19 protein-coding genes are annotated in these 17456 nt (G+C 62.9%); 8 read left to right on the forward strand and 11 right to left on the reverse strand.

What is annotated here, in order from left to right:
• Positions 1 to 266: 266 nt before the first annotated feature.
• The 7 genes from thrS to AC1ZQA_RS08290 all read left to right on the forward strand — a co-directional run bounded on the left by thrS (position 267) and on the right by AC1ZQA_RS08290 (position 7670).
• The gene (gene thrS, locus AC1ZQA_RS08260) at positions 267 to 2186 is read left to right on the forward strand and encodes a threonine--tRNA ligase (protein WP_482676506.1); all 1920 of its coding nucleotides are present in this window, start codon (positions 267 to 269) and stop codon (positions 2184 to 2186) included.
• Positions 2187 to 2236: 50 nt separating this feature from the next.
• Complete coding sequence (gene infC, locus AC1ZQA_RS08265) at positions 2237 to 2782, forward strand: translation initiation factor IF-3 (RefSeq protein ID WP_482679297.1); 546 nt, start codon at positions 2237 to 2239, stop codon at positions 2780 to 2782.
• A 213-nt stretch (positions 2783 to 2995) separates the two neighbouring features.
• Entirely contained in the window at positions 2996 to 3193 is a 198-nt protein-coding gene (gene rpmI / locus AC1ZQA_RS08270; protein WP_013123033.1) for a 50S ribosomal protein L35, read from the forward strand.
• A 49-nt stretch (positions 3194 to 3242) separates the two neighbouring features.
• On the forward strand, positions 3243 to 3599 hold the full coding sequence (gene rplT / locus AC1ZQA_RS08275; RefSeq protein ID WP_482676507.1) for a 50S ribosomal protein L20: 357 nt from the start codon (positions 3243 to 3245) through the stop codon (positions 3597 to 3599).
• Between the two features lie 117 nt (positions 3600 to 3716).
• Positions 3717 to 4760, forward strand: coding sequence for a phenylalanine--tRNA ligase subunit alpha (pheS, locus tag AC1ZQA_RS08280; RefSeq protein WP_482679298.1), 1044 nt, complete (start codon positions 3717 to 3719; stop codon positions 4758 to 4760).
• 79 nt (positions 4761 to 4839) lie between these two features.
• A complete protein-coding gene (pheT, locus tag AC1ZQA_RS08285) occupies positions 4840 to 7266 on the forward strand; it encodes a phenylalanine--tRNA ligase subunit beta (protein ID WP_482676508.1) in 2427 nt (808 codons plus the stop codon).
• A complete protein-coding gene (locus AC1ZQA_RS08290) occupies positions 7263 to 7670 on the forward strand; it encodes an integration host factor subunit alpha (protein WP_482679299.1) in 408 nt (135 codons plus the stop codon). The genes pheT and AC1ZQA_RS08290 overlap by 4 nt, the downstream gene beginning before the upstream one ends.
• Positions 7671 to 7860: 190 nt before the next feature.
• Here the strand turns inward: AC1ZQA_RS08290 and AC1ZQA_RS08295 are convergent, their stop codons facing one another.
• From AC1ZQA_RS08295 to mltG, 6 genes are read right to left on the reverse strand one after another with little or no spacing between them, the layout of a single operon-like run.
• Positions 7861 to 8535 (reverse strand): ankyrin repeat domain-containing protein, encoded by a 675-nt coding sequence (locus AC1ZQA_RS08295; RefSeq protein WP_482676509.1) that lies wholly within the window; start codon positions 8533 to 8535, stop codon positions 7861 to 7863.
• Between the two features lie 34 nt (positions 8536 to 8569).
• Positions 8570 to 9343, reverse strand: coding sequence for a TatD family hydrolase (locus AC1ZQA_RS08300; protein WP_482676510.1), 774 nt, complete (start codon positions 9341 to 9343; stop codon positions 8570 to 8572).
• Positions 9344 to 9360: 17 nt separating this feature from the next.
• Positions 9361 to 9738: a PilZ domain-containing protein gene (locus AC1ZQA_RS08305; RefSeq protein ID WP_482676511.1), complete on the reverse strand. Its 378-nt coding sequence runs from the start codon at positions 9736 to 9738 to the stop codon at positions 9361 to 9363.
• A 3-nt stretch (positions 9739 to 9741) separates the two neighbouring features.
• On the reverse strand, positions 9742 to 10734 hold the full coding sequence (locus AC1ZQA_RS08310; RefSeq protein ID WP_482676512.1) for a DNA polymerase III subunit delta': 993 nt from the start codon (positions 10732 to 10734) through the stop codon (positions 9742 to 9744).
• Positions 10731 to 11378 carry a dTMP kinase gene (gene tmk / locus AC1ZQA_RS08315; RefSeq protein ID WP_482676513.1) on the reverse strand — a complete coding sequence of 216 codons (648 nt, stop codon included), beginning with the start codon at positions 11376 to 11378 and terminating at the stop codon, positions 10731 to 10733. The genes AC1ZQA_RS08310 and tmk overlap by 4 nt, the downstream gene beginning before the upstream one ends.
• The gene (gene mltG / locus AC1ZQA_RS08320) at positions 11375 to 12373 is read right to left on the reverse strand and encodes an endolytic transglycosylase MltG (RefSeq protein ID WP_482676514.1); all 999 of its coding nucleotides are present in this window, start codon (positions 12371 to 12373) and stop codon (positions 11375 to 11377) included. Before mltG ends, tmk begins: the two co-directional genes overlap by 4 nt.
• A gap of 305 nt (positions 12374 to 12678) precedes the next feature.
• Between mltG and ygfZ the strand changes: the two genes are divergently transcribed.
• A complete protein-coding gene (ygfZ, locus tag AC1ZQA_RS08325; protein ID WP_482676515.1) occupies positions 12679 to 13623 on the forward strand; it encodes a CAF17-like 4Fe-4S cluster assembly/insertion protein YgfZ in 945 nt (314 codons plus the stop codon).
• Here ygfZ and AC1ZQA_RS08330 read toward each other — a convergent pair.
• The 5 genes from AC1ZQA_RS08330 to AC1ZQA_RS08350 form a co-directional block, all read right to left on the reverse strand.
• Positions 13599 to 14615, reverse strand: coding sequence for an alpha/beta hydrolase (locus tag AC1ZQA_RS08330; protein WP_482676516.1), 1017 nt, complete (start codon positions 14613 to 14615; stop codon positions 13599 to 13601). The two genes, ygfZ and AC1ZQA_RS08330, sit on opposite strands and share 25 nt — an antisense overlap.
• Positions 14612 to 15478 carry a CoA transferase gene (locus tag AC1ZQA_RS08335; RefSeq protein ID WP_482676517.1) on the reverse strand — a complete coding sequence of 289 codons (867 nt, stop codon included), beginning with the start codon at positions 15476 to 15478 and terminating at the stop codon, positions 14612 to 14614. The genes AC1ZQA_RS08330 and AC1ZQA_RS08335 overlap by 4 nt, the downstream gene beginning before the upstream one ends.
• 75 nt (positions 15479 to 15553) lie before the next feature.
• On the reverse strand, positions 15554 to 16552 hold the full coding sequence (locus tag AC1ZQA_RS08340; protein ID WP_482676518.1) for an LLM class flavin-dependent oxidoreductase: 999 nt from the start codon (positions 16550 to 16552) through the stop codon (positions 15554 to 15556).
• A gap of 56 nt (positions 16553 to 16608) precedes the next feature.
• Entirely contained in the window at positions 16609 to 16968 is a 360-nt protein-coding gene (locus AC1ZQA_RS08345) for a RidA family protein (RefSeq protein WP_482676519.1), read from the reverse strand.
• Positions 16969 to 16981: 13 nt separating this feature from the next.
• Positions 16982 to 17449, reverse strand: coding sequence for a winged helix-turn-helix transcriptional regulator (locus AC1ZQA_RS08350; protein ID WP_482676520.1), 468 nt, complete (start codon positions 17447 to 17449; stop codon positions 16982 to 16984).
• Between the last annotated feature and the right edge of the window lie 7 nt (positions 17450 to 17456).

Here is a 17456-nt window from a genome sequence, read left to right on the forward strand (position 1 = left end):
CTTGTGACACCCGCTTCGGCGCGCGACGGCGATCTTGATCGCCAAAAGCGGACGCCGAGATCAAACAGTCACAATCAAGTCGTCATCAACAGAGCAATCCCGTCGCACGGGGATGCCCCTTCGACTCACCCAAATCGCTCATGCACGCCATGTCACCGTTTCGAACTCGTTTGCAGACCCCTTGACTTGCAGAGGACCGCACGCACGTGCAGAAACATGACAAGGTGCGGCCCGGCCGCACCTTTTTTCATTCAGGCGAACACACCATGATTCAGATCACCTTACCCGACGGTTCCAAGCGCCAGTTTGATGCGCCGTTGACCGTCGCCGAAGTGGCGCAGTCCATCGGCGCCGGTTTATCCAAGGCCGCCCTGGCCGGCAAAGTGGATGGCAAACTCGTCGATACCAGTTACCGATTGACGCAGGATGCCGAAGTGGCCATCGTCACCGAGAAAGACGCCGAGGGCCTGGAGATCATTCGTCATTCGACTGCGCACCTGCTGGCTTATGCCGTCAAGGATCTCTATCCCGATGCGCAGGTCACGATTGGCCCGGTGATCGACAACGGCTTCTACTACGACTTCGCCTACAAGCGCCCATTCACTCCAGAAGACCTGGAGAAGATCGAGGCGCGCATGGCAGAACTCGCACGCAAGGACGAGCCCGTGCTGCGCAAGGTCTTGCCGCGCGATGAAGCGGTGGACTACTTCAAATCGCTGGGCGAGCACTACAAGGCCGAGATCATCGCCAGCATTCCCGCTGGTGAAGATGTCTCGCTCTATTCGGAAGGCGCGTTCACCGATCTGTGTCGCGGGCCGCACGTTCCCTCGACTGGCCGCCTCAAGGTCTTCAAGCTGATGAAGGTTGCCGGTGCCTATTGGCGTGGCGACCATCGCAACGCGCAGTTGCAGCGCATCTACGGCACCGCCTGGGCGAAGAAGGAAGATCAGGAGGCGTATCTGCACGCGCTGGCAGAGGCGGAAAAGCGCGACCACCGCAAGCTCGGCAAGGAACTCGATCTCTTCCATTTCCAGGAAGAGGCGCCGGGCCTGGCGTTCTGGCACCCCAAAGGCTGGGCGCTGTGGCAGGCGGTCGAGCAATACATGCGGCAGGTCTATCGCGACAGCGGTTATCAGGAAGTCAAGGGGCCGCAGATCCTGGATGTCAGCCTGTGGAAGCGTTCCGGGCACTGGGACAACTATTCGGAGAACATGTTCTTCACCGAGTCCGAGAAGCGTCAGTTTGCGGTCAAGCCGATGAACTGCCCGGGGCACATCCAGATTTTCAATTCTGGCCTGCGCAGCTACCGCGATCTGCCGATTCGCTACGGGGAATTTGGCTCCTGCCACCGCAATGAGCCATCCGGCGCTTTGCACGGTTTGCTGCGCGTGCGTGGATTCACGCAAGACGACGGACACATTTTCTGCACGGAAGACCAGATCGAAGCGGAAGTCACTGCCTTCCATCGACAGGCCATGCAGGTCTACACCGACTTCGGTTTCACCGACATTGCCCTCAAAATCGCCCTGCGTCCGGAAAAGCGCATTGGTGAGGACGCGGTCTGGGACAAGGCGGAATCTGCCCTGCGTGCCGCCTTGCAAGCCTGCGGCGTGGCTTGGCAGGAGTTGCCGGGCGAGGGCGCCTTTTACGGCCCGAAGATCGAATACCACATGAAGGACTCGATCGGCCGCGCCTGGCAGGTCGGCACCATGCAGGTCGATTTCATGATGCCCGAACGCCTGGACGCCGAGTATGTCGACGAGCATTCTCAGCGCGTGCGTCCGGTCATGCTGCACCGCGCCATCGTTGGTTCGATGGAACGCTTCATCGGTGTGCTGATCGAGCACTACGCCGGCGCCATGCCCTTGTGGCTCGCGCCGGTGCAGGCCGTGGTGATGAACATCACGGATGCGCAGGCTGATTACGCTCGCACTGTTGCACAAGCGCTGACAAAACAAGGCTTTAGAGTCGAGTTGGATTTGCGCAACGAAAAAATCAACTATAAAATACGAGAAAATGCATTGAACAAAGTGCCCTATCTGCTCGTGGTCGGTGACCAGGAGCGAGACGCAGGAACAGTTGCGGTCCGGGCACGCGGCAATGTCAACCTCGGGGTGCTGTCCCTGGAGGCGCTGACGCAAAAACTCTCCCAGGAAGTGCGGTCGCGCAGCCAAGACCGGCAGTGAAATCATCGGTCTCGCAGCACAATGTTTGTCTGAATTGAAAGGTTTGAGCCATCGCTACGTTCCAGAGCCGTAATACACCGGAAAAACGCGCCCATCGTCTGAATCGCGAAATCACGCTTCCCGAACTCCGTCTGATCGGGCCGGAAGGCGAGGCCATCGGGGTGGTTTCCCTCTCCGAGGCGCTCAGACTCGCCGAGCAGCATGATGTGGATCTGGTGGAAATTGCACCAACCGCATCGCCCCCGGTCTGTCGCTTGATGGATTACGGCAAGTTCAAATACGAAGAACAGAAAAAGAACCATGAGGCCCGTGCGAAGCAAAAGCAGATTCAGATCAAGGAAATCAAATTCCGCCCCGCAACGGACGATGGTGATTACCAGATCAAGCTGCGTAACCTGCGCCGTTTTCTCGAAGAGGGCGACAAGGGCAAGGTAAGTCTTCGATTCCGTGGGCGTGAAATTACCCACCAGGATATCGGGATGCGGGTTCTGGAACGGGTGAAGGCCGATGTGGAAGATGTCGGCCAAGTCGAGCAGATGCCCAAGCTCGAAGGGCGTCAGATGATCATGGTCATCGCGCCAAAGAAGAAAAAATAAGCCACTCCTGCACGTTCGGGCGGGTTGCCTGAATGCGCGTTGGGGTGGGTTGCGTGTTTTTGCTGCGCAAGTGGCGAAAAACTGCAGTGTCCACTGCAGCCGCGTGTGTTCTGTCCAGATGGGCAAATGCCGCAAAACTCGTGTGCGTGGGCTTGAAAGTGCCTGGTTCATCGTCAGGCCGCCTGCGGATATGTCATATTTAATGGAGCAATCATGCCCAAGATGAAAACCAAGAAAAGTGCCGCAAAGCGATTCCGCGTGCGTCCTGGCGGCACTGTCAAACGTGGCCAAGCGTTCAAGCGCCATATCCTGACCAAGAAAACCACCAAGAACAAGCGTCACTTGCGTGGGGCCACTGCGGTGCATGACAGTGATCTGAAGCAGATCGCCGCCATGATGCCTTTCGCCTGAAGCGCCAGTCGCCTCGGTTCGAATCTTCAATCAGGATAAGGAGTCTTAAATGCCTCGCGTCAAACGTGGTGTGACTGCACGTGCACGTCACAAAAAAGTTCTCGATCTCGCCAAGGGTTTCCGCGGCCGCCGCAAAAACGTCTACCGCATCGCCAAAGAGGCGGTGATGAAGGCTGGGCAATATGCCTACCGTGACCGTCGTGCCAAGAAACGTGAATTCCGTTCGCTATGGATCACCCGGATCAACGCCGCGGTGCGTCAGTCCGGCCTGACTTACAGCGTGTTCATGAACGGGATGAAGAAAGCCCGCATCGAAATCGACCGCAAAGTGCTCGCCGACATGGCAGTGCATGATGCGGCCGCCTTCGCCAAGATCGTCGATCAGGTCAAGGCTGCGATGGCCTGACCAACCGCCGCCCTGTGCGGTGGTGTCTCGCTGTGCAAAGGCCTGTTCAACAGGCCTTTGTTCTTTGTTGCCGATTGGTTTGGCGCGGCATGTTCACTTCCAGTCATTTGCACGCTCATGAATCCTTTGCAGACCCTGATTGATCAAGCCAGCACGGAATTTGCTCAGGCAGCGGATTCCGCCTCGCTGGAAAACGCCAAGGCCCGTTATCTCGGCAAGACCGGGATCATCACTGCGGAGATGAAATCGCTCGCAGCGCTTTCCCCAGAGGAGAAACGTGCGCGGGGGGCGGAAATCAATCTGGCCAAGCAGGCGATCGAGAAAGCCTTGCAGCAGCGGCGCGAAGCGCTCGAGCAAGCGGCGCTCCAGGCCCAGTTGCAGGCGCAAGCCATCGATGTGACCTTGCCGGGCAGAGAAGGCAACCAGGGCGGCCTGCATCCCCTGACACGGAGCTGGATCCGGATGGAGCAGATTTTTCGCTCCATGGGATTCGATGTGGCCGACGGGCCCGAGATCGAGGATGATTGGACCAATTTCACCGCGCTGAATTCTCCGCAGAACCATCCTGCGCGCTCGATGCAGGACACTTTTTATGTGGACGCACAGGATGCGCATGGGCAGCCGCTGCTGCTGCGCACACACACCTCACCGATGCAGGTGCGCTATGCCCGGGCCCATGTGCAGCGCCATGCCAATGCGGCGCAGATGCCGCCGATCAAGGTCATTGCGCCGGGGCGCACCTATCGTGTGGACAGCGACGCCACACATTCGCCGATGTTCCACCAGTTCGAAGGCCTGTGGATCGACAGTGATGTGTCGATGGCTGATCTCAAGGGGACGTTCACCAGTTTCCTGAAGGCCTTTTTCGAGCGCGACGATATTCTTGTGCGGTTTCGTCCATCCTACTTCCCGTTCACGGAGCCTTCAGCCGAAATCGACATGATGTTCGAAAGCGGGCCGCTGAAAGGGCGCTGGCTGGAACTGGCCGGCTCCGGCCAGGTGCACCCGACCGTGGTGCGCAATTTTGGCCTTGATCCAGAGCGATTCATCGGGTTCGCGTTTGGCAGCGGGCTCGATCGCATCACCATGCTGCGCTATGGCATCTCGGATCTGCGGCTGTTTTATGAAAACGATCTGCGCTTTTTGCAGCAATTCGCCTGAAGACTGCCGCGCCGACGTCTCTCCCTTCTGATTTCGCGGGAATATCCCACCGAGCTGAGCATCCACATAAGAGCCAATCATGCAGTTTCCCGAATCCTGGCTGCGCCAGTTTTGCAATCCTGACCTCACGACTGATGCGCTGGCCGAGACATTGACCATGGCTGGTCTCGAAGTCGAGGACGTGCGCCCTGCTGCGCCGCAGTTCTCCGGCGTGGTCGTGGGTCTGGTTCGCGATGTCCAGCCCCATCCCAACGCAGACAAACTGCGCGTTTGTCAGGTCGATGTCGGCCAGGCCGAGTTGCTGCAGATCGTTTGCGGCGCTCCGAATGTGGTTACGGGCATGTTCGCGCCGTGCGCCATTGTCGGGGCCGAGTTGCCGCCACAACAGGAGGGGCAGGGCGCCTTGCGCATCGGTGCCGCCAGAATGCGCGGGGTGGACTCGCAAGGCATGCTCTGTTCCGCACGCGAGCTGGGGTTGTCGGCCGACCACGCAGGCCTGCTGGCGCTGGGCGGCACCCCCGCGCCCGGTACGGATCTGCGCACACTGCTGGTGCTGGATGAGGCCGTGTTCACCATCAAGCTCACGCCCAATCTGGGGCACTGCCTGAGCGTGCTCGGCGTGGCACGCGAAGTGTCGGCGGTGACAGGAGCTTCGCTGCACACGCCCCGGTTCGATCCCATCGTGCCCGTGCTGAATGATCGCCTGCCGGTGCGCATCGAGGCACCGGAGTTGTGCGGTCGATTTTCCGGACGCGTGATTCGTGGCGTGAATGCACGAGCGGAAACCCCGCTGTGGATGAAGGCGCGGCTGGAACGCAGCGGCCAACGCAGCATTTCTGCGCTGGTCGACATTTCCAACTACGTCATGCTGGAACTGGGACGTCCGAGCCATGTGTTCGATCTCTCGAAGATCCGCGGTGATCTCACCGTTCGCTGGGCGCGCGAGGGCGAGCAACTGGAACTCCTCAACGGACAGACCATCGCCCTGAGTGCCGACATGGGCGTGATTGCTGCTGAAAACGGCGTCGAGTCGCTCGCGGGCATCATGGGCGGCGAAGCCACGGCTGTCACGCTGGACACGACCGACATCTATCTTGAAGTCGCCTTCTGGTGGCCAGATGCGATTCGCGGACGGGCGCGGCGTCTGAACTTTTCCACCGATGCCGCCGCACGCTTCGAGCGTGGTGTGGACTATGCCACGACCGTGGAGCACCTGGACGCAATCACCGCGCTGATTCTGCAGATCTGCGGTGGAAAGGCCGGGCCTGCCGACGATCAGATCACCCAGCTACCGCAGCGCAAGCCGGTGCGCATGCGGGTGGCACGCTGCGAAAAGGTGATCGGCATTCCGGTCGGTGCGCAACGCATGGGGGAGATTTTTTCCCGGCTGGGCTTGAAGGCCGAGTTCGAGTCCGGCGCAGAGCCGGCCTGGATCGTGACGCCAGGCAGTGAGCGTTTCGATCTGGAAATCGAAGAAGATCTGATCGAAGAGATCGCACGCATTCACGGCTACGAGAACATTCCCACGCAGGCGCCTGTGGCGCGCCTTCAGCCCTTGCCCGTGCCGGAGGCGCAACGCAGCCTGCATGCGCTGCGTCTCAAGACGGCGTCGCTGGGGTATCAGGAGACGATCAATTTCTCCTTTGCCGACCCCAAGTGGGAACAGGACTTTGCCGGGCAAGACAACCCGATCCGCCTGCTCAACCCCATCGTCGCCCAGATGTCGGCCATGCGATCCACACTCATCGGGTCACTGGTCAAGGTGCTGGCGGACAACCTCAGTCACCGCGCCAGACGCCTGCGGCTGTTTGAACTCGGTCGGGTGTTCACGCGGGACAATCAGGCTGAGGATGGACCGATGCAGGTTGCCGGCATTCGCCAGCCAACCCGCCTGGCCGGTCTGGCCTATGGCTCTGCTTTGCCGCTGCAGTGGGGGGAGGGCGAGCGCCGCGTGGATTTTTATGACATCAAGGGCGATGTCCAGGCTCTTTGCCACGGTGCGGGAGAACTGCAATGGCTGCCTTGCGCGCATCCGGCGCTGCACCCGGGCCGCAGCGCACAAGTGCTGCTGAATGGCGAAATTCTGGGGGTTGTCGGGGAACTGCATCCGCAATGGGTACAGAGTTATTCCCTGCAATTCGCCCCCATCGTTTTCGAGCTGGACGCGACGCTGTTGCAGGCCCAGCGGACACCGGCGTTTACGCCAATCAACCGTGTGCCGGCAGTCCAGCGCGACTTGGCGTTTCAGGTGCCCACAACGATCAGCTACGCGCAAATGCAACAGGCAGCGCAAACTGCCATCCAGAACCTGGCGGTTTGCGGCATCATTCGTCAAATCCACCTTTTCGACCTGTTCACCCCGCAAGGTGAGACGGCATTTCGGAGCATGGCTTTCCGGCTGCAGTTACAGGACGTGCAAACACTGACCGACGAACGGGTCGATGCTGCTTGCCAAGCCTTGATTGATGCGGTGAGGCAACAAACCGGGGCGCAACTCAGAGACTGAGTCGCGCCGATAAAAGAAATCAGAACGACCAAGGAGGGAGAGGCATGGCACGCATCCAGATCGACTCGGTGCAGACACCGACGCTGACCAAGTCAGAACTTGCCGATCAGCTTTATGAACGGATTGGCTTCAACAAACGCGAATCCAAAGATATGGTCGATGCGTTCTTCGACCGCATCCGCGACGCACTGGCGCGGGGAGAAGACGTCAAGTTATCCGGCTTCGGTCATTTTCAATTGCGCGAAAAGGCGCAACGGCCTGGACGGAATCCACGCACCGGCGAGATCATTCCCATTGCCGCGCGGCGCGTCGTCATTTTTCACGCCAGCCACAAATTCAAGCATCAGCTTCAGAATGTCGCGCCGGAAAATCAGCTTGCAACGGCAGACGAGTCGTCGGCTTGAGTGCGCACGGTGCCGTTCTGAGTCCGAGCCATGCTGTTGCTCGGCGCAACGTGCGAGTCCATGCAGGGGGAGTCTGCGTGTGGCCATGGCCTCGTTCGAGTCTGCAAACTATTTAACATAATGCACATATGTTCTTGTTATCGGCTCCAGCGAAAAGGTGTTGCCGCCAGCGCTCACTGATTCCCACAACTCACCAGGAACCCTTGGGCCGGTCTTGTCCCATGGTCTTGGCGATCATGGCCGCAATGTCCTTGTGATGCATCTGGGTGGCCAGGGTCAAGGCGGTATAGCCCATCGCGTTCTTCAGCCTGGGGTCTGCGCCTTCCTCCAGTAACAGCTTGACGGTGCTGTCGTAGCCGAAGTAAGCCGCCATCATCAACGGAGTCGAGCCATTGGGCGCAGCAGCATCGATGTAAGCCGAGTGATCGAGCAGATACTTGACGATGTCGGTGTGGCCGCGTGTTGCAGCGTAGGACAGCGGTGTCCAGCCGGGCTTGTTGATTTCTGCGCCCTTTTCCACCATGAGCTTGACGATGGACAGATCGCCTTGCAGGCAGGCGATCATCAACGCGTTCTCATCGGCCGGGGTGAGTTGATTGAGATGAATGTGCGGATCGTCGATCAACAGTCTGGCAACCTTGAGGGAGTTGTATCGCAGTGCCAGATACAGGGCGGTATTGCCCTTGCTGTCCACCGCGTTGGGGTCGAAGCCCTGCGCCAGCAGGCTGCGCACTGCGCCAACATCGTCCACGTTGACCGCCCGGAAAAAATCGGTGTACGCACCGGCACGCGCCCACCCACTCGGGCCTGCAGACAGGGCAATGGCCGCAGTTGCCTGCAGGAAACGGCGCCGATTTTTATTCACAATTCACCTCAGAAATTCTTTCCATCTATTTGATTCATTGTAAAAACAGGCGGGAAAAGTTGCTGCTGGTCTGCTCTGCCAAAATGTCCGCGCTGACGCCACGCAACTCCGCCAGGTAGCTGGCCACATAGGACACATAGGCGGGTTCGTTGGTTTTTCCGCGGTGCGGCACGGGCGCAAGATAGGGGCTGTCAGTCTCGATCAGCAGGCGATCGGCTGGTACCTGCACGGCCACATCACGCAGCGCTTGCGCATTCTTGAAGGTCACGATGCCGGCAATGGAGATGTAGAACCCGAGGTCGAGCGCACGCCGGGCAACCTCCCAATTCTCGGTAAAGCAGTGCATGACGCCTCTGGCGCGCCCCTGCCCCTCTTCGGCCAGAATGTTGAGGGTGTCGTCTGCGCTGGCACGGGTGTGGATGATCAGCGGTTTGTCCACGCGCAGGGCTGCACGGATGTGCACCCGAAAGCGCTCGCGCTGCCACTCCATGTCGGCCCTGGTACGGTCGCCCAGGCGAAAGTAATCGAGGCCGGTCTCGCCAATGCCGATCACCCGGGGCAGAACCGCCCGCGCGGTCAGATCATCGACCGTGGGTTCGCGCACGCCCTCATTGTCCGGGTGAACACCCACCGATGCCCACACGCCGGGGTAGCGCAGCGCAATGGCGTGCACCGCATCAAACTCTTCCAGTGTGGTGCAGATATTGAGCGCACGGCCCACCCCCATGTCGTGCATGTGCGCGAGCACCGCGTCGAGGCGTTCTTCCAGGCCCGGATAGGCCAGATGGCAATGGGAGTCGGTCAGCATGCGCAGTGTGAACAGCTTCAAATGGTGTTGGTCGGCTTGCCGCTGGCCTCGGCAGCGCCCAGCACTTCCTCGATCTTGACCTTGAGGTGCCGTGCCTTGTCGTCTGCCGGAAAGCGCACGCCAATGCCCTGCGGCCGATGGTTGGACGCATTGGCCGGATTGATCCAGGCTACCTTGCCTTCCACCGGATAGCGCTGCGGATCATCGACGATGGTGAGCAGCAGGTACACGCCCTCCCCCAGCCGGTACTCGTGCGGTGTTGGCACGAACACCCCGCCTTCGGGGAAAAACGGGATGTAGGACGCATAAAGTGCCGGTTTTTCCTTGATGGCGAGCTGCAGCACGCGGGGCTTGCTGGAGGCCGCCGCCGATGCGGGGCGCAGGGTGGTCACCATGGATCAGTCTCCTGTGGAGAAAAGCTGGGCAAATTCTAGGAGCAGCGCGTCGCTGGCGAGTGCCTGATTCAAGGGAAACCCGGCGAGTCGTTGTTTTGCAGCCAGTTCGCGCAGCGCTGCGCTCAGACGGGCAGGCGCAATCTGCCGCGCCAATCGCGTGAGTGCTTGCTGCTGCTGGGGCAGGTAGAGCGCGGCGGCGCCTGCTTGCACGCGCTGCAGATCGCTGCCGATCTTGAGCAGCGCCGCCACGCCGGTGGCATAGTCGGGTGGTGGCGGCAAGGCGGTTGACCCCGCAGACGCGCCAGAGCGAGACACCACGCCCAGCAGAGACTCAGCCCACTCGAGGCCACTTGCCGGGTCGGTCTGATAGATCGCCCCCTGACACCAGGCCAGCACCTGCGTCTGCACGGCGGAATCTCCGATTGTGCGTTGCGCCTCGGCGGCACTTGGCCGCGGCATGGGAGCCTGGCGGCAGCGGCTGCGGATGGTGGGCAGGAGCGCGTCGAGCCGGTGCGCGCCAAGCAGGAACTGCACCGCGTCCGGAGGCTCCTCCAGAGTTTTGAGCAAGGCGTTGGCCGCAGCGGGATTGAGTGCATCCGCCGGATAAACCAGGGCAACCTTGGCCCTGCCCCGGTGGCTGGTGCTCACCGCCCATTCGTTCAGGCGGCGGATCTGCTCGATGCGGATGTCCTGACTTGCCGTTTTGGACTCGCTGCGCGTTGCTCCCTCTTCAGGCGGGTTCAGGCCGAGTTCTGGCCACAGGGCTTCGGGAGCGGCGATCAGCAAATCCGGGTGAGTGCCCGCCTGAGCCAGCGCGCAACTGGCGCAGTGGCCGCAAGCGCGCCGCGCTGCCAGCGCGGCTGGAAGTCGGGCGAAGGCGCGTTCGTCTGGAGTGCTCTCAACGGGCGATTCACACAGCAAGGCATGGGCCGCCTGCCTCAGCGCACGCCATTTGCCAAACCCCTGGGGCGCATGAATCAGCCAGGCAGAATTCATTTTGAATCAAATGCCAAGAGAACATTATTCAAGTGATCTATGATGATTTTTTGCACCGCTTCCGGTGCTTGCGTGCCGTCCACGACCAGCCATTTTTTCGGCGCGGCCTCGGCCTGCTGCAGATAGTGCGCGCGGACGCGGGCAAAGAATTCCACGCTCTCCTGCTCAAACCGATCGCGCTGGCGCGCCTGCGCCAAGCGCTGCGCGGCCACCTCGGGCGGCACATCGATGAGGATGATGCAGTCCGGGCAGAGCCCCGGATGCACCCAGCGCGCGATGGCTTCGAGCCGCTCGGTGGGAATGCCCTTGCCGCCGCCCTGATACGCCAGCGTCGCCGCGGTGAAGCGGTCACACACCACGTCGGTGCCGCCGAGCAAGGCGGGTTCGATGACCTGGAGCACGTGTTCCTGTCGGGCGGCGAACATCAACAGCGCTTCGGTGGGCGCGCGCATGGGTTCGTTCAGCAGCAGCATGCGGATCTTTTCGCCAATGTCGGTGCCGCCAGGCTCGCGGGTGAGTACCACCTTGCGGCCCGCGGCCTGCAGCAGTTCGACCACCGCGTGCAACTGGGTGGACTTGCCGGCACCGTCGATGCCCTCGAGAGCAATGAACAGACCGGGGCGGTAAGGATTGAGTGCGCTCATGGAGTCTTGAGGATATAGCGAGCCACGGCAGCGTTGTGCTGCGCGAGGGTGTCGGAAAACTGGCTGCTGCCGTTGCCGCGGGCAACGAAATACAGCGCCTTGATCGGGGCCGGGTGCAGCGCAGCGTGCAGCGCGGCCTCGCCCGGAAGGGCAATCGGCGAGGGTGGCAAGCCGTTGATGACGTAGGTGTTGTACGGCGTGAAGGTCTGCAGGTCGCGCTTGGTCAGATTGCCCTGATAGCGCGCGCCCATGCCGTAGATCACTGTCGGGTCGCTCTGCAGCGGCATGCCCGCACGCAGACGGTTGATGAAGACCGCGGCAATCTTGTCTCGATCTTGCGGATTGCCGGTTTCCTTTTCGATGAGGGACGCCAGGATCAGCGCCTGCTGCGGTGTTTTCAGCGGAAGATCCGGTGCGCGCTCGGCCCAGGCCGCGGCCAGTCGCTTTTGCATGGCCAGATAGGCGCGGCGCAGCACGTCGAGCTCGGAAGAATCGCGGGCATACAGATAGGTGTCCGGGAAAAATTCGCCCTCGGGTGCAGTGCCTGCTGGTGCGCCGATGCGCTGCATCAATTGCGCCTCGGTCAATCCGGCTGCATCGTGCAGCAGCCCTGGTGCGGTATTGAGCGCCTGCAGCATCTGCGCGAAGGTCCACCCTTCGGGAATGGTGACGGCGAGCAGGGTCTGATCCCCTCGCGCCATGCGTTCGAGCAGCGTCCACGGCGTCATGCCCTGGGTGATTTCGTAGCTGCCGGCCTTGAGTTCCGCACCCCGGCCACTCAAACGGGCCAGCCAGTAAAACAGGCGTGGCTGCAAGTCCGCGCCCTGCTGGTTGATCTGTCGTGCGGCAGACAGCGCCGAACTTCCGGGGCGCACCGAAAAATCGAGCGGGCTCTCGCGCAGCGCAATCGGGCTGCTGGCCCACCAGGCCATCGCCCCGGCAAGCAACGCCAGAACGAACAGACCGAGAAGAAGGAGTTTTCGCAGCAAACGCACAGAGCCCAGGAAAAGAGGTGCTGCACCTGGACAATGCCCGCTGCACGCTCCAGAAGCAGAAGCTTCCTATACTAAGGCAACACTGAACCAGTCCCCTGCGCGCTGCGCATCCGGCCTGCAGGCGGTCTGCGGCGCGGCCCTCGCTCGCCATAGCTTCGGCTATGGCTGTGGTGTGCGCCTTGCATCCCATCCCGCCGCCCGGCGCGCAGCATCGCAAGGACTTATTCAGTATTGCCCTAATCGACCCTCTGCCCTTCCCGCGTGTCCTTGCGTGCAGGGGGCCGTCAAGTCCGCCAAAGGTTTCCATGTCACTGTCTTTCTGCCCTCTCGATCGTTTTTCCGTGCTGCGGGTTTCTGGTCCGCAGGGTGCCGATCTGCTTCACGCGCAGCTCAGCCAGGACTTTCAGCACTGGCCGGCGGATCAGGCCCGGCTGGCGGCGCTGCTCAACCCGCAGGGGCGGATGCTGGCCGACTTCATCGCACTGCAATGGGCGCCGGAGCAGATCGTGCTGCTGCTCGATGCCTCGATTGCCGCATCGGTGCTGCAGCGTCTGCGCATGTTTGTGCTGCGGCTCAAGTGCACGCTGGACGATGCCAGCGCGCAACTGCAGCGCCACGGTCTGCTGGGCGCGTCTCCTGCCGATTTCCCGGCTCACCTTGCGCCACCGACCCAACCCTGGGGCGTACGGCGCCTGGAGAGCGGCGCGCTGTTGCTGCGTCTGCCGCAGGCCGACGAGGCGGTGCGCTGCCTGCTGCTGAGCGACGCGTCCCAGCCCGCGCAGCAGGCGCATCAGACCGAGCTGACCACCCTGCCCGCGCTTCCTCTATCTGATTGGGCCTTGCAGGACATTCGCGCCGGATTGCCGCACATCACACTGGCCACGCAGCAGTTGTTCGTGCCGCAGATGCTCAACCTCGAGTTGATCGGCGGGGTGAGTTTCAAGAAGGGGTGTTATCCGGGACAGGAAGTGGTGGCCCGCAGCCAGTACCGCGGCACCCTCAAGCGCCGCACCTACCTGGTCTCCAGCGCAGCGCCCCTGCAGGCTGGGCAGGAACTGGTGCATGAAACCGATCCGGGCCAGCCCTGCGGCGTGGTGGTCAACGCTGCACCCGATCACACCGGACGGTATTGGGCTCTGGCCGAACTGAAAATTGCCCTCGCGGAGCAGCCGGGCTTGCATCTGGGTGATGTCAGCGGCCCCGCCATCGACATCGGCGCCCTGCCCTACGCGCTGACCGCGCCCGCCTGAACTGCTGCGGCACGCAGCGCGTGCGCAGCGGAGTCCACCGCCTGCGTGGCTTCCGGCAGCGCGCGGCTCAGCTTGATGAAGTCGTGTGTCACCCCGGGCCATTCGGTGGCGGTGACCTGTCCACCCGCCCGGCGCAGCAACTCGGCATACGCCAGCCCTTCATCGCGCAGCGGATCGCAACCGGCCACCGCCAGCCACGCCGGGGCAAGCCCCCGGTGGTCTGCGGCATGCTGCGGGGCAAAGCGCCAGTCGGTGCAATCTTGCGGGCCGCGCAGGTAAAGCCCGAAAAACCAGTCGATCTGATCGCGGTCGAGCAGAAAACCCTGGGCGTAGCGGCGTTGCGAAGGTGTGTCATGACCGCTGCCCATGCCCGGATAGAACATCAGCTGCAACGCCAGCGGCAGCGCTGCGTCGCGCGCGGCCAGGGCACAGGCCGCAGCCAGCGTGCCGCCGGCGCTGTCGCCGCCCACGGCCAGACAGCGCGTGTCGGCACCGATCAGGTCGCCGTGGGCATGCAGCCATTGCAGTGCGTCGAAGCTGTCGTTGAACGCAGTGGGAAAGCGGTGCTCCGGAGCAAGGCGATAGTCCAGCGACAGCACCATCCAGCCCGAGCGCAGGGCCAATTGGCGGCACAGCGCGTCATGCGTGGCCGCGCTGCCGATGACAAAGCCGCCGCCGTGCAGATAAAGCAGCGTCGGCTGCGGCGACTGCCAATCCGCTGCACGCGGTGCGTAGCGACGCAGGGGCAGCCGCACGCCGTCGCGGCTGGGGCAGTCCAGTGCATCACACAGCGCCAGCGGCGCAGGGGCAAAGTCGAGCACCTGTGCCATGCGGGCATAGGCGGCGCGCGCCTGTCCGGGAGAGAGATGATGCAGCGGCGTCTGCCCGGCGCGGGCGATGCGCTGCAGCAGTGCGCGCATGCGCGGGTTGAGATCCTGCTCGGGCGGGACGTCCTGCTGCCCTGCTTCCAGTCCGGTTGCGCCCTGGATCATGCGGTCCAGGCCCACAGCGGCAGGTCGTGTTGATCGGCCAAGGCCGTGAGGTCGGCGGCGGAGTGCGCCTTGCACCAGCGGGAGAGATGACGGCGCGTGCCGCCCTGCGCCACGGCGAACAGTGCCTGGCGGAAATGCGGCTCCAGTGCGGCAATGGCCACCAGACCGTCTGTGCAGCGGTACACGCCGTATTCCGGCAGCGCACCGCCGAGCAGACTGCCCGGCGCGGTCATGCCCAGTGCCCGCGGCACGGCGGCAAAACCCACCGCGTCGGACAGGGCGACCTCCAGCCACACGCCCTTGCCCAGCGTCCGCGCCTGCAGCAGTGCACCCAGGGCGGCCTCGACCACCAGCATCGCGCCCATCATGTCGGCCAACAGGGTGGAGGGCAGTTGCGCGCTGTCGATCAACCCGGCCTCGGCCTGAAAGGTGAGGTCGTGTCCGGGCAGATGGGACTGCGCGCCCGGATAGCCCAGCACGCAGACCGCGCTGAGCCGCACATGGCGTGCTGCCAGGCTGCGCTTGTCCAGCCGCAGCCGCTTGAGTGCTGCAGGGCGGAAGGCGGTGAACAACAGGTCGCTGTGCTGCAACTGGGCATCCAGCGCGACCTGTCCTGCTGCGGTTTTCAGATCCAGTGTCTGTACCCGGATGCCCCTGTGCATCGCGCGGTAGAGCGCGGGCGACATCTGCGCCATCGGGTCGCCGCTGGGCGGCTCGATCTTGAGCACCTCGGCACCCAGGGCGCGCAGCCGGGCAGCGGCAGCCGGACCGGGCAGGTTCACCGCCAGGGTGGTGATGCGTACCCCGGCCAGGGGTTTGAAACGGCGGGGTTGACGCGGGTAGAGGCGAGCAACGGAAGTCATGGGAACCGAGGGTTGACGCTGCAACGCAGCCAGATGCCATTGTGCGCAATGCGCGCGCTGCGCCGGGCGGCGGGTTCAGTGCATCGCCTGCATGGCGATATCGAGCGAGCGCAGCCGCAGATCGACCTCGAACACATCGCAGACCAGCATGAATTCATCCGCCAGGGTTGATTCCGCCAGGGCGGCAAAGCCCCTGCGTACCGTGTCCGGGCCACCGATCACCGCAGCGGCGAGAAAGTCCAGAATGGCTGCGCGCTCCTGCGGATGCCGTTGCGCAAGGTAATCCGGCACGGGGGGCTGCAGCCGGCCGCGCTGACCGGTGAGGATGCCGAGCACCCGTTGCTGCATGCTGCTGGCGAGGTATTGCGCCTCGTCATCCGTGGGCGCGGCAATGCAGGGCACGCCGATGATCACACAGGGCTTGTCGAGTGTCGGCGACGGCCGAAACTCCTGCCGGTAGAGATCAAGCGCCTGATGCAGCAGGCGCGGCGCGAAATGCGAGGCAAACGCATAGGGCAGCCCACGCTGCGCTGCCAGGCGCGCGGAAAACAGGCTGGAACCCAGCAGCCAGATCGGCACCTGCGTGCCCGCACCGGGCATGGCCACCAGGCGCTGACCGGGCTCGACGGGGCCAAGCAAGCGCTGCAGTTCAGCCACGTCGCGCGGGAAGTCGTCCTCGCGCTCGATACGGTCACGCCGCAGCGCACGCAGGGTCAGCGGGTCGGTGCCGGGCGCGCGGCCCAGACCCAGGTCGATCCGGTCGGGATACAGCTCGGCCAGGGTGCCAAAGGCTTCGGCCACGACCAGCGGTGCATGGTTGGGCAGCATGACGCCGCCCGAGCCCACGCGGATGCGTTGCGTGCCCCCGGCGACATAGCCCACCAGAACCGCGGTTGCAGAACTGGCCACACCGGCCAGGTTGTGATGCTCGGCCAGCCAGTAGCGGCGAAAGCCCAGGCGCTCGGCATGTTGCGCGGTGCGCAGGGCGGTGTGCAGGGCATCGGCCACCGTGGCGTTTTCGCGCACGGCAACCAGATCGAGCAGGGACAGGGCGATGTTGTTCAGGGAATGCATCGCGTCATTTTGCGACGAATGCACGGCCCTTGCAGTGCGGCCTGGCGAGGGCAGACCTACTCGACCTCGATCTGCCGCGCCACCGCAACGACCTCGATGCGCCAGCGCGGATCGGCCAGCCTCGCCTGCACCGTGGCGCGCGGCGGGGTGTGGCCAGGCGCCACCCAGGCGTCCCACACTGCGTTCATGCGCGCAATCTCGGCAATGTCGGCAAGATAGATCAGCACACTGAGGAGATGCGCCTTGCTGCTGCCACATTCGGCCAGCAGGCGGTCGATGTGGCCGAGTACCTCGCGGGTCTGGGTTTCGATGTCTGCATCTGGTTGCTGCTCGGGCACCTGCCCAGCGAGATAGATGGTTCCAGCGACGATGGCGGCTTCGCTCAGACGCGGGCCGACGTGAAGGCGAGTGATCATGGGGATGTCCTGTTCAGCGATCGGTGGGCAGGTAGAGACTTTCCTTGATGTCCTCCATCACCACATAACTGTGCGATTCAGCAGCCACAGGCAGGCGCTTGAGAATGTCGCCGAGCAGGTGGCGGTATTCCTTCATGCCGCGCAGGCGAAACTTCACCAGGTAGTCGAAGCCGCCCGACACCAGGTGGCATTCCATCACCTCGGGCATGTGCAGCAGTTCCTTGCGCACTGCGTCGAACACATCGCCCGATTTGGTGGCGAGCTTGATCTCGACGAACACCAGCAGCGTCTTGCCCAGTGCCTCGGGGTTGACCCGCGCGTGGTAGCCCGCAATCACCCCGGCACGCTCCATGCGCTTGACGCGCTCGGTGCAGGGCGAGGCCGACAGCCCGACCTCCCCCGCCAGCTCGGTCATGGAGATGCGGCCATTGCGCTGGAGGATGTCCAGAATGCGGCGGTCGATGCGGTCGAGTTCGTACATGGTGTGC

This window comes from Thiomonas sp. DCM-2 (assembly GCF_056820905.1).

Excerpts from the sequence above, each read along its gene's own strand:
- thrS (WP_482676506.1), top strand. The coding sequence starts at position 267 with ATGATTCAGATCACCTTACCCGACGGTTCCAAGCGCCAGTTTGATGCG.
- rpmI (WP_013123033.1), top strand. The coding sequence starts at position 2,996 with ATGCCCAAGATGAAAACCAAGAAAAGTGCCGCAAAGCGATTCCGCGTG.
- rplT (WP_482676507.1), top strand. The coding sequence starts at position 3,243 with ATGCCTCGCGTCAAACGTGGTGTGACTGCACGTGCACGTCACAAAAAA.
- pheS (WP_482679298.1), top strand. The coding sequence starts at position 3,717 with ATGAATCCTTTGCAGACCCTGATTGATCAAGCCAGCACGGAATTTGCT.
- pheT (WP_482676508.1), top strand. The coding sequence starts at position 4,840 with ATGCAGTTTCCCGAATCCTGGCTGCGCCAGTTTTGCAATCCTGACCTC.
- AC1ZQA_RS08300 (WP_482676510.1), bottom strand. The coding sequence starts at position 9,343 with ATGCTGACCGACTCCCATTGCCATCTGGCCTATCCGGGCCTGGAAGAA.
- AC1ZQA_RS08305 (WP_482676511.1), bottom strand. The coding sequence starts at position 9,738 with ATGGTGACCACCCTGCGCCCCGCATCGGCGGCGGCCTCCAGCAAGCCC.
- AC1ZQA_RS08310 (WP_482676512.1), bottom strand. The coding sequence starts at position 10,734 with ATGAATTCTGCCTGGCTGATTCATGCGCCCCAGGGGTTTGGCAAATGG.
- tmk (WP_482676513.1), bottom strand. The coding sequence starts at position 11,378 with ATGAGCGCACTCAATCCTTACCGCCCCGGTCTGTTCATTGCTCTCGAG.
- ygfZ (WP_482676515.1), top strand. The coding sequence starts at position 12,679 with ATGTCACTGTCTTTCTGCCCTCTCGATCGTTTTTCCGTGCTGCGGGTT.
- AC1ZQA_RS08330 (WP_482676516.1), bottom strand. The coding sequence starts at position 14,615 with ATGATCCAGGGCGCAACCGGACTGGAAGCAGGGCAGCAGGACGTCCCG.
- AC1ZQA_RS08335 (WP_482676517.1), bottom strand. The coding sequence starts at position 15,478 with ATGACTTCCGTTGCTCGCCTCTACCCGCGTCAACCCCGCCGTTTCAAA.
- AC1ZQA_RS08340 (WP_482676518.1), bottom strand. The coding sequence starts at position 16,552 with ATGCATTCCCTGAACAACATCGCCCTGTCCCTGCTCGATCTGGTTGCC.
- AC1ZQA_RS08345 (WP_482676519.1), bottom strand. The coding sequence starts at position 16,968 with ATGATCACTCGCCTTCACGTCGGCCCGCGTCTGAGCGAAGCCGCCATC.
- AC1ZQA_RS08350 (WP_482676520.1), bottom strand. The coding sequence starts at position 17,449 with ATGTACGAACTCGACCGCATCGACCGCCGCATTCTGGACATCCTCCAG.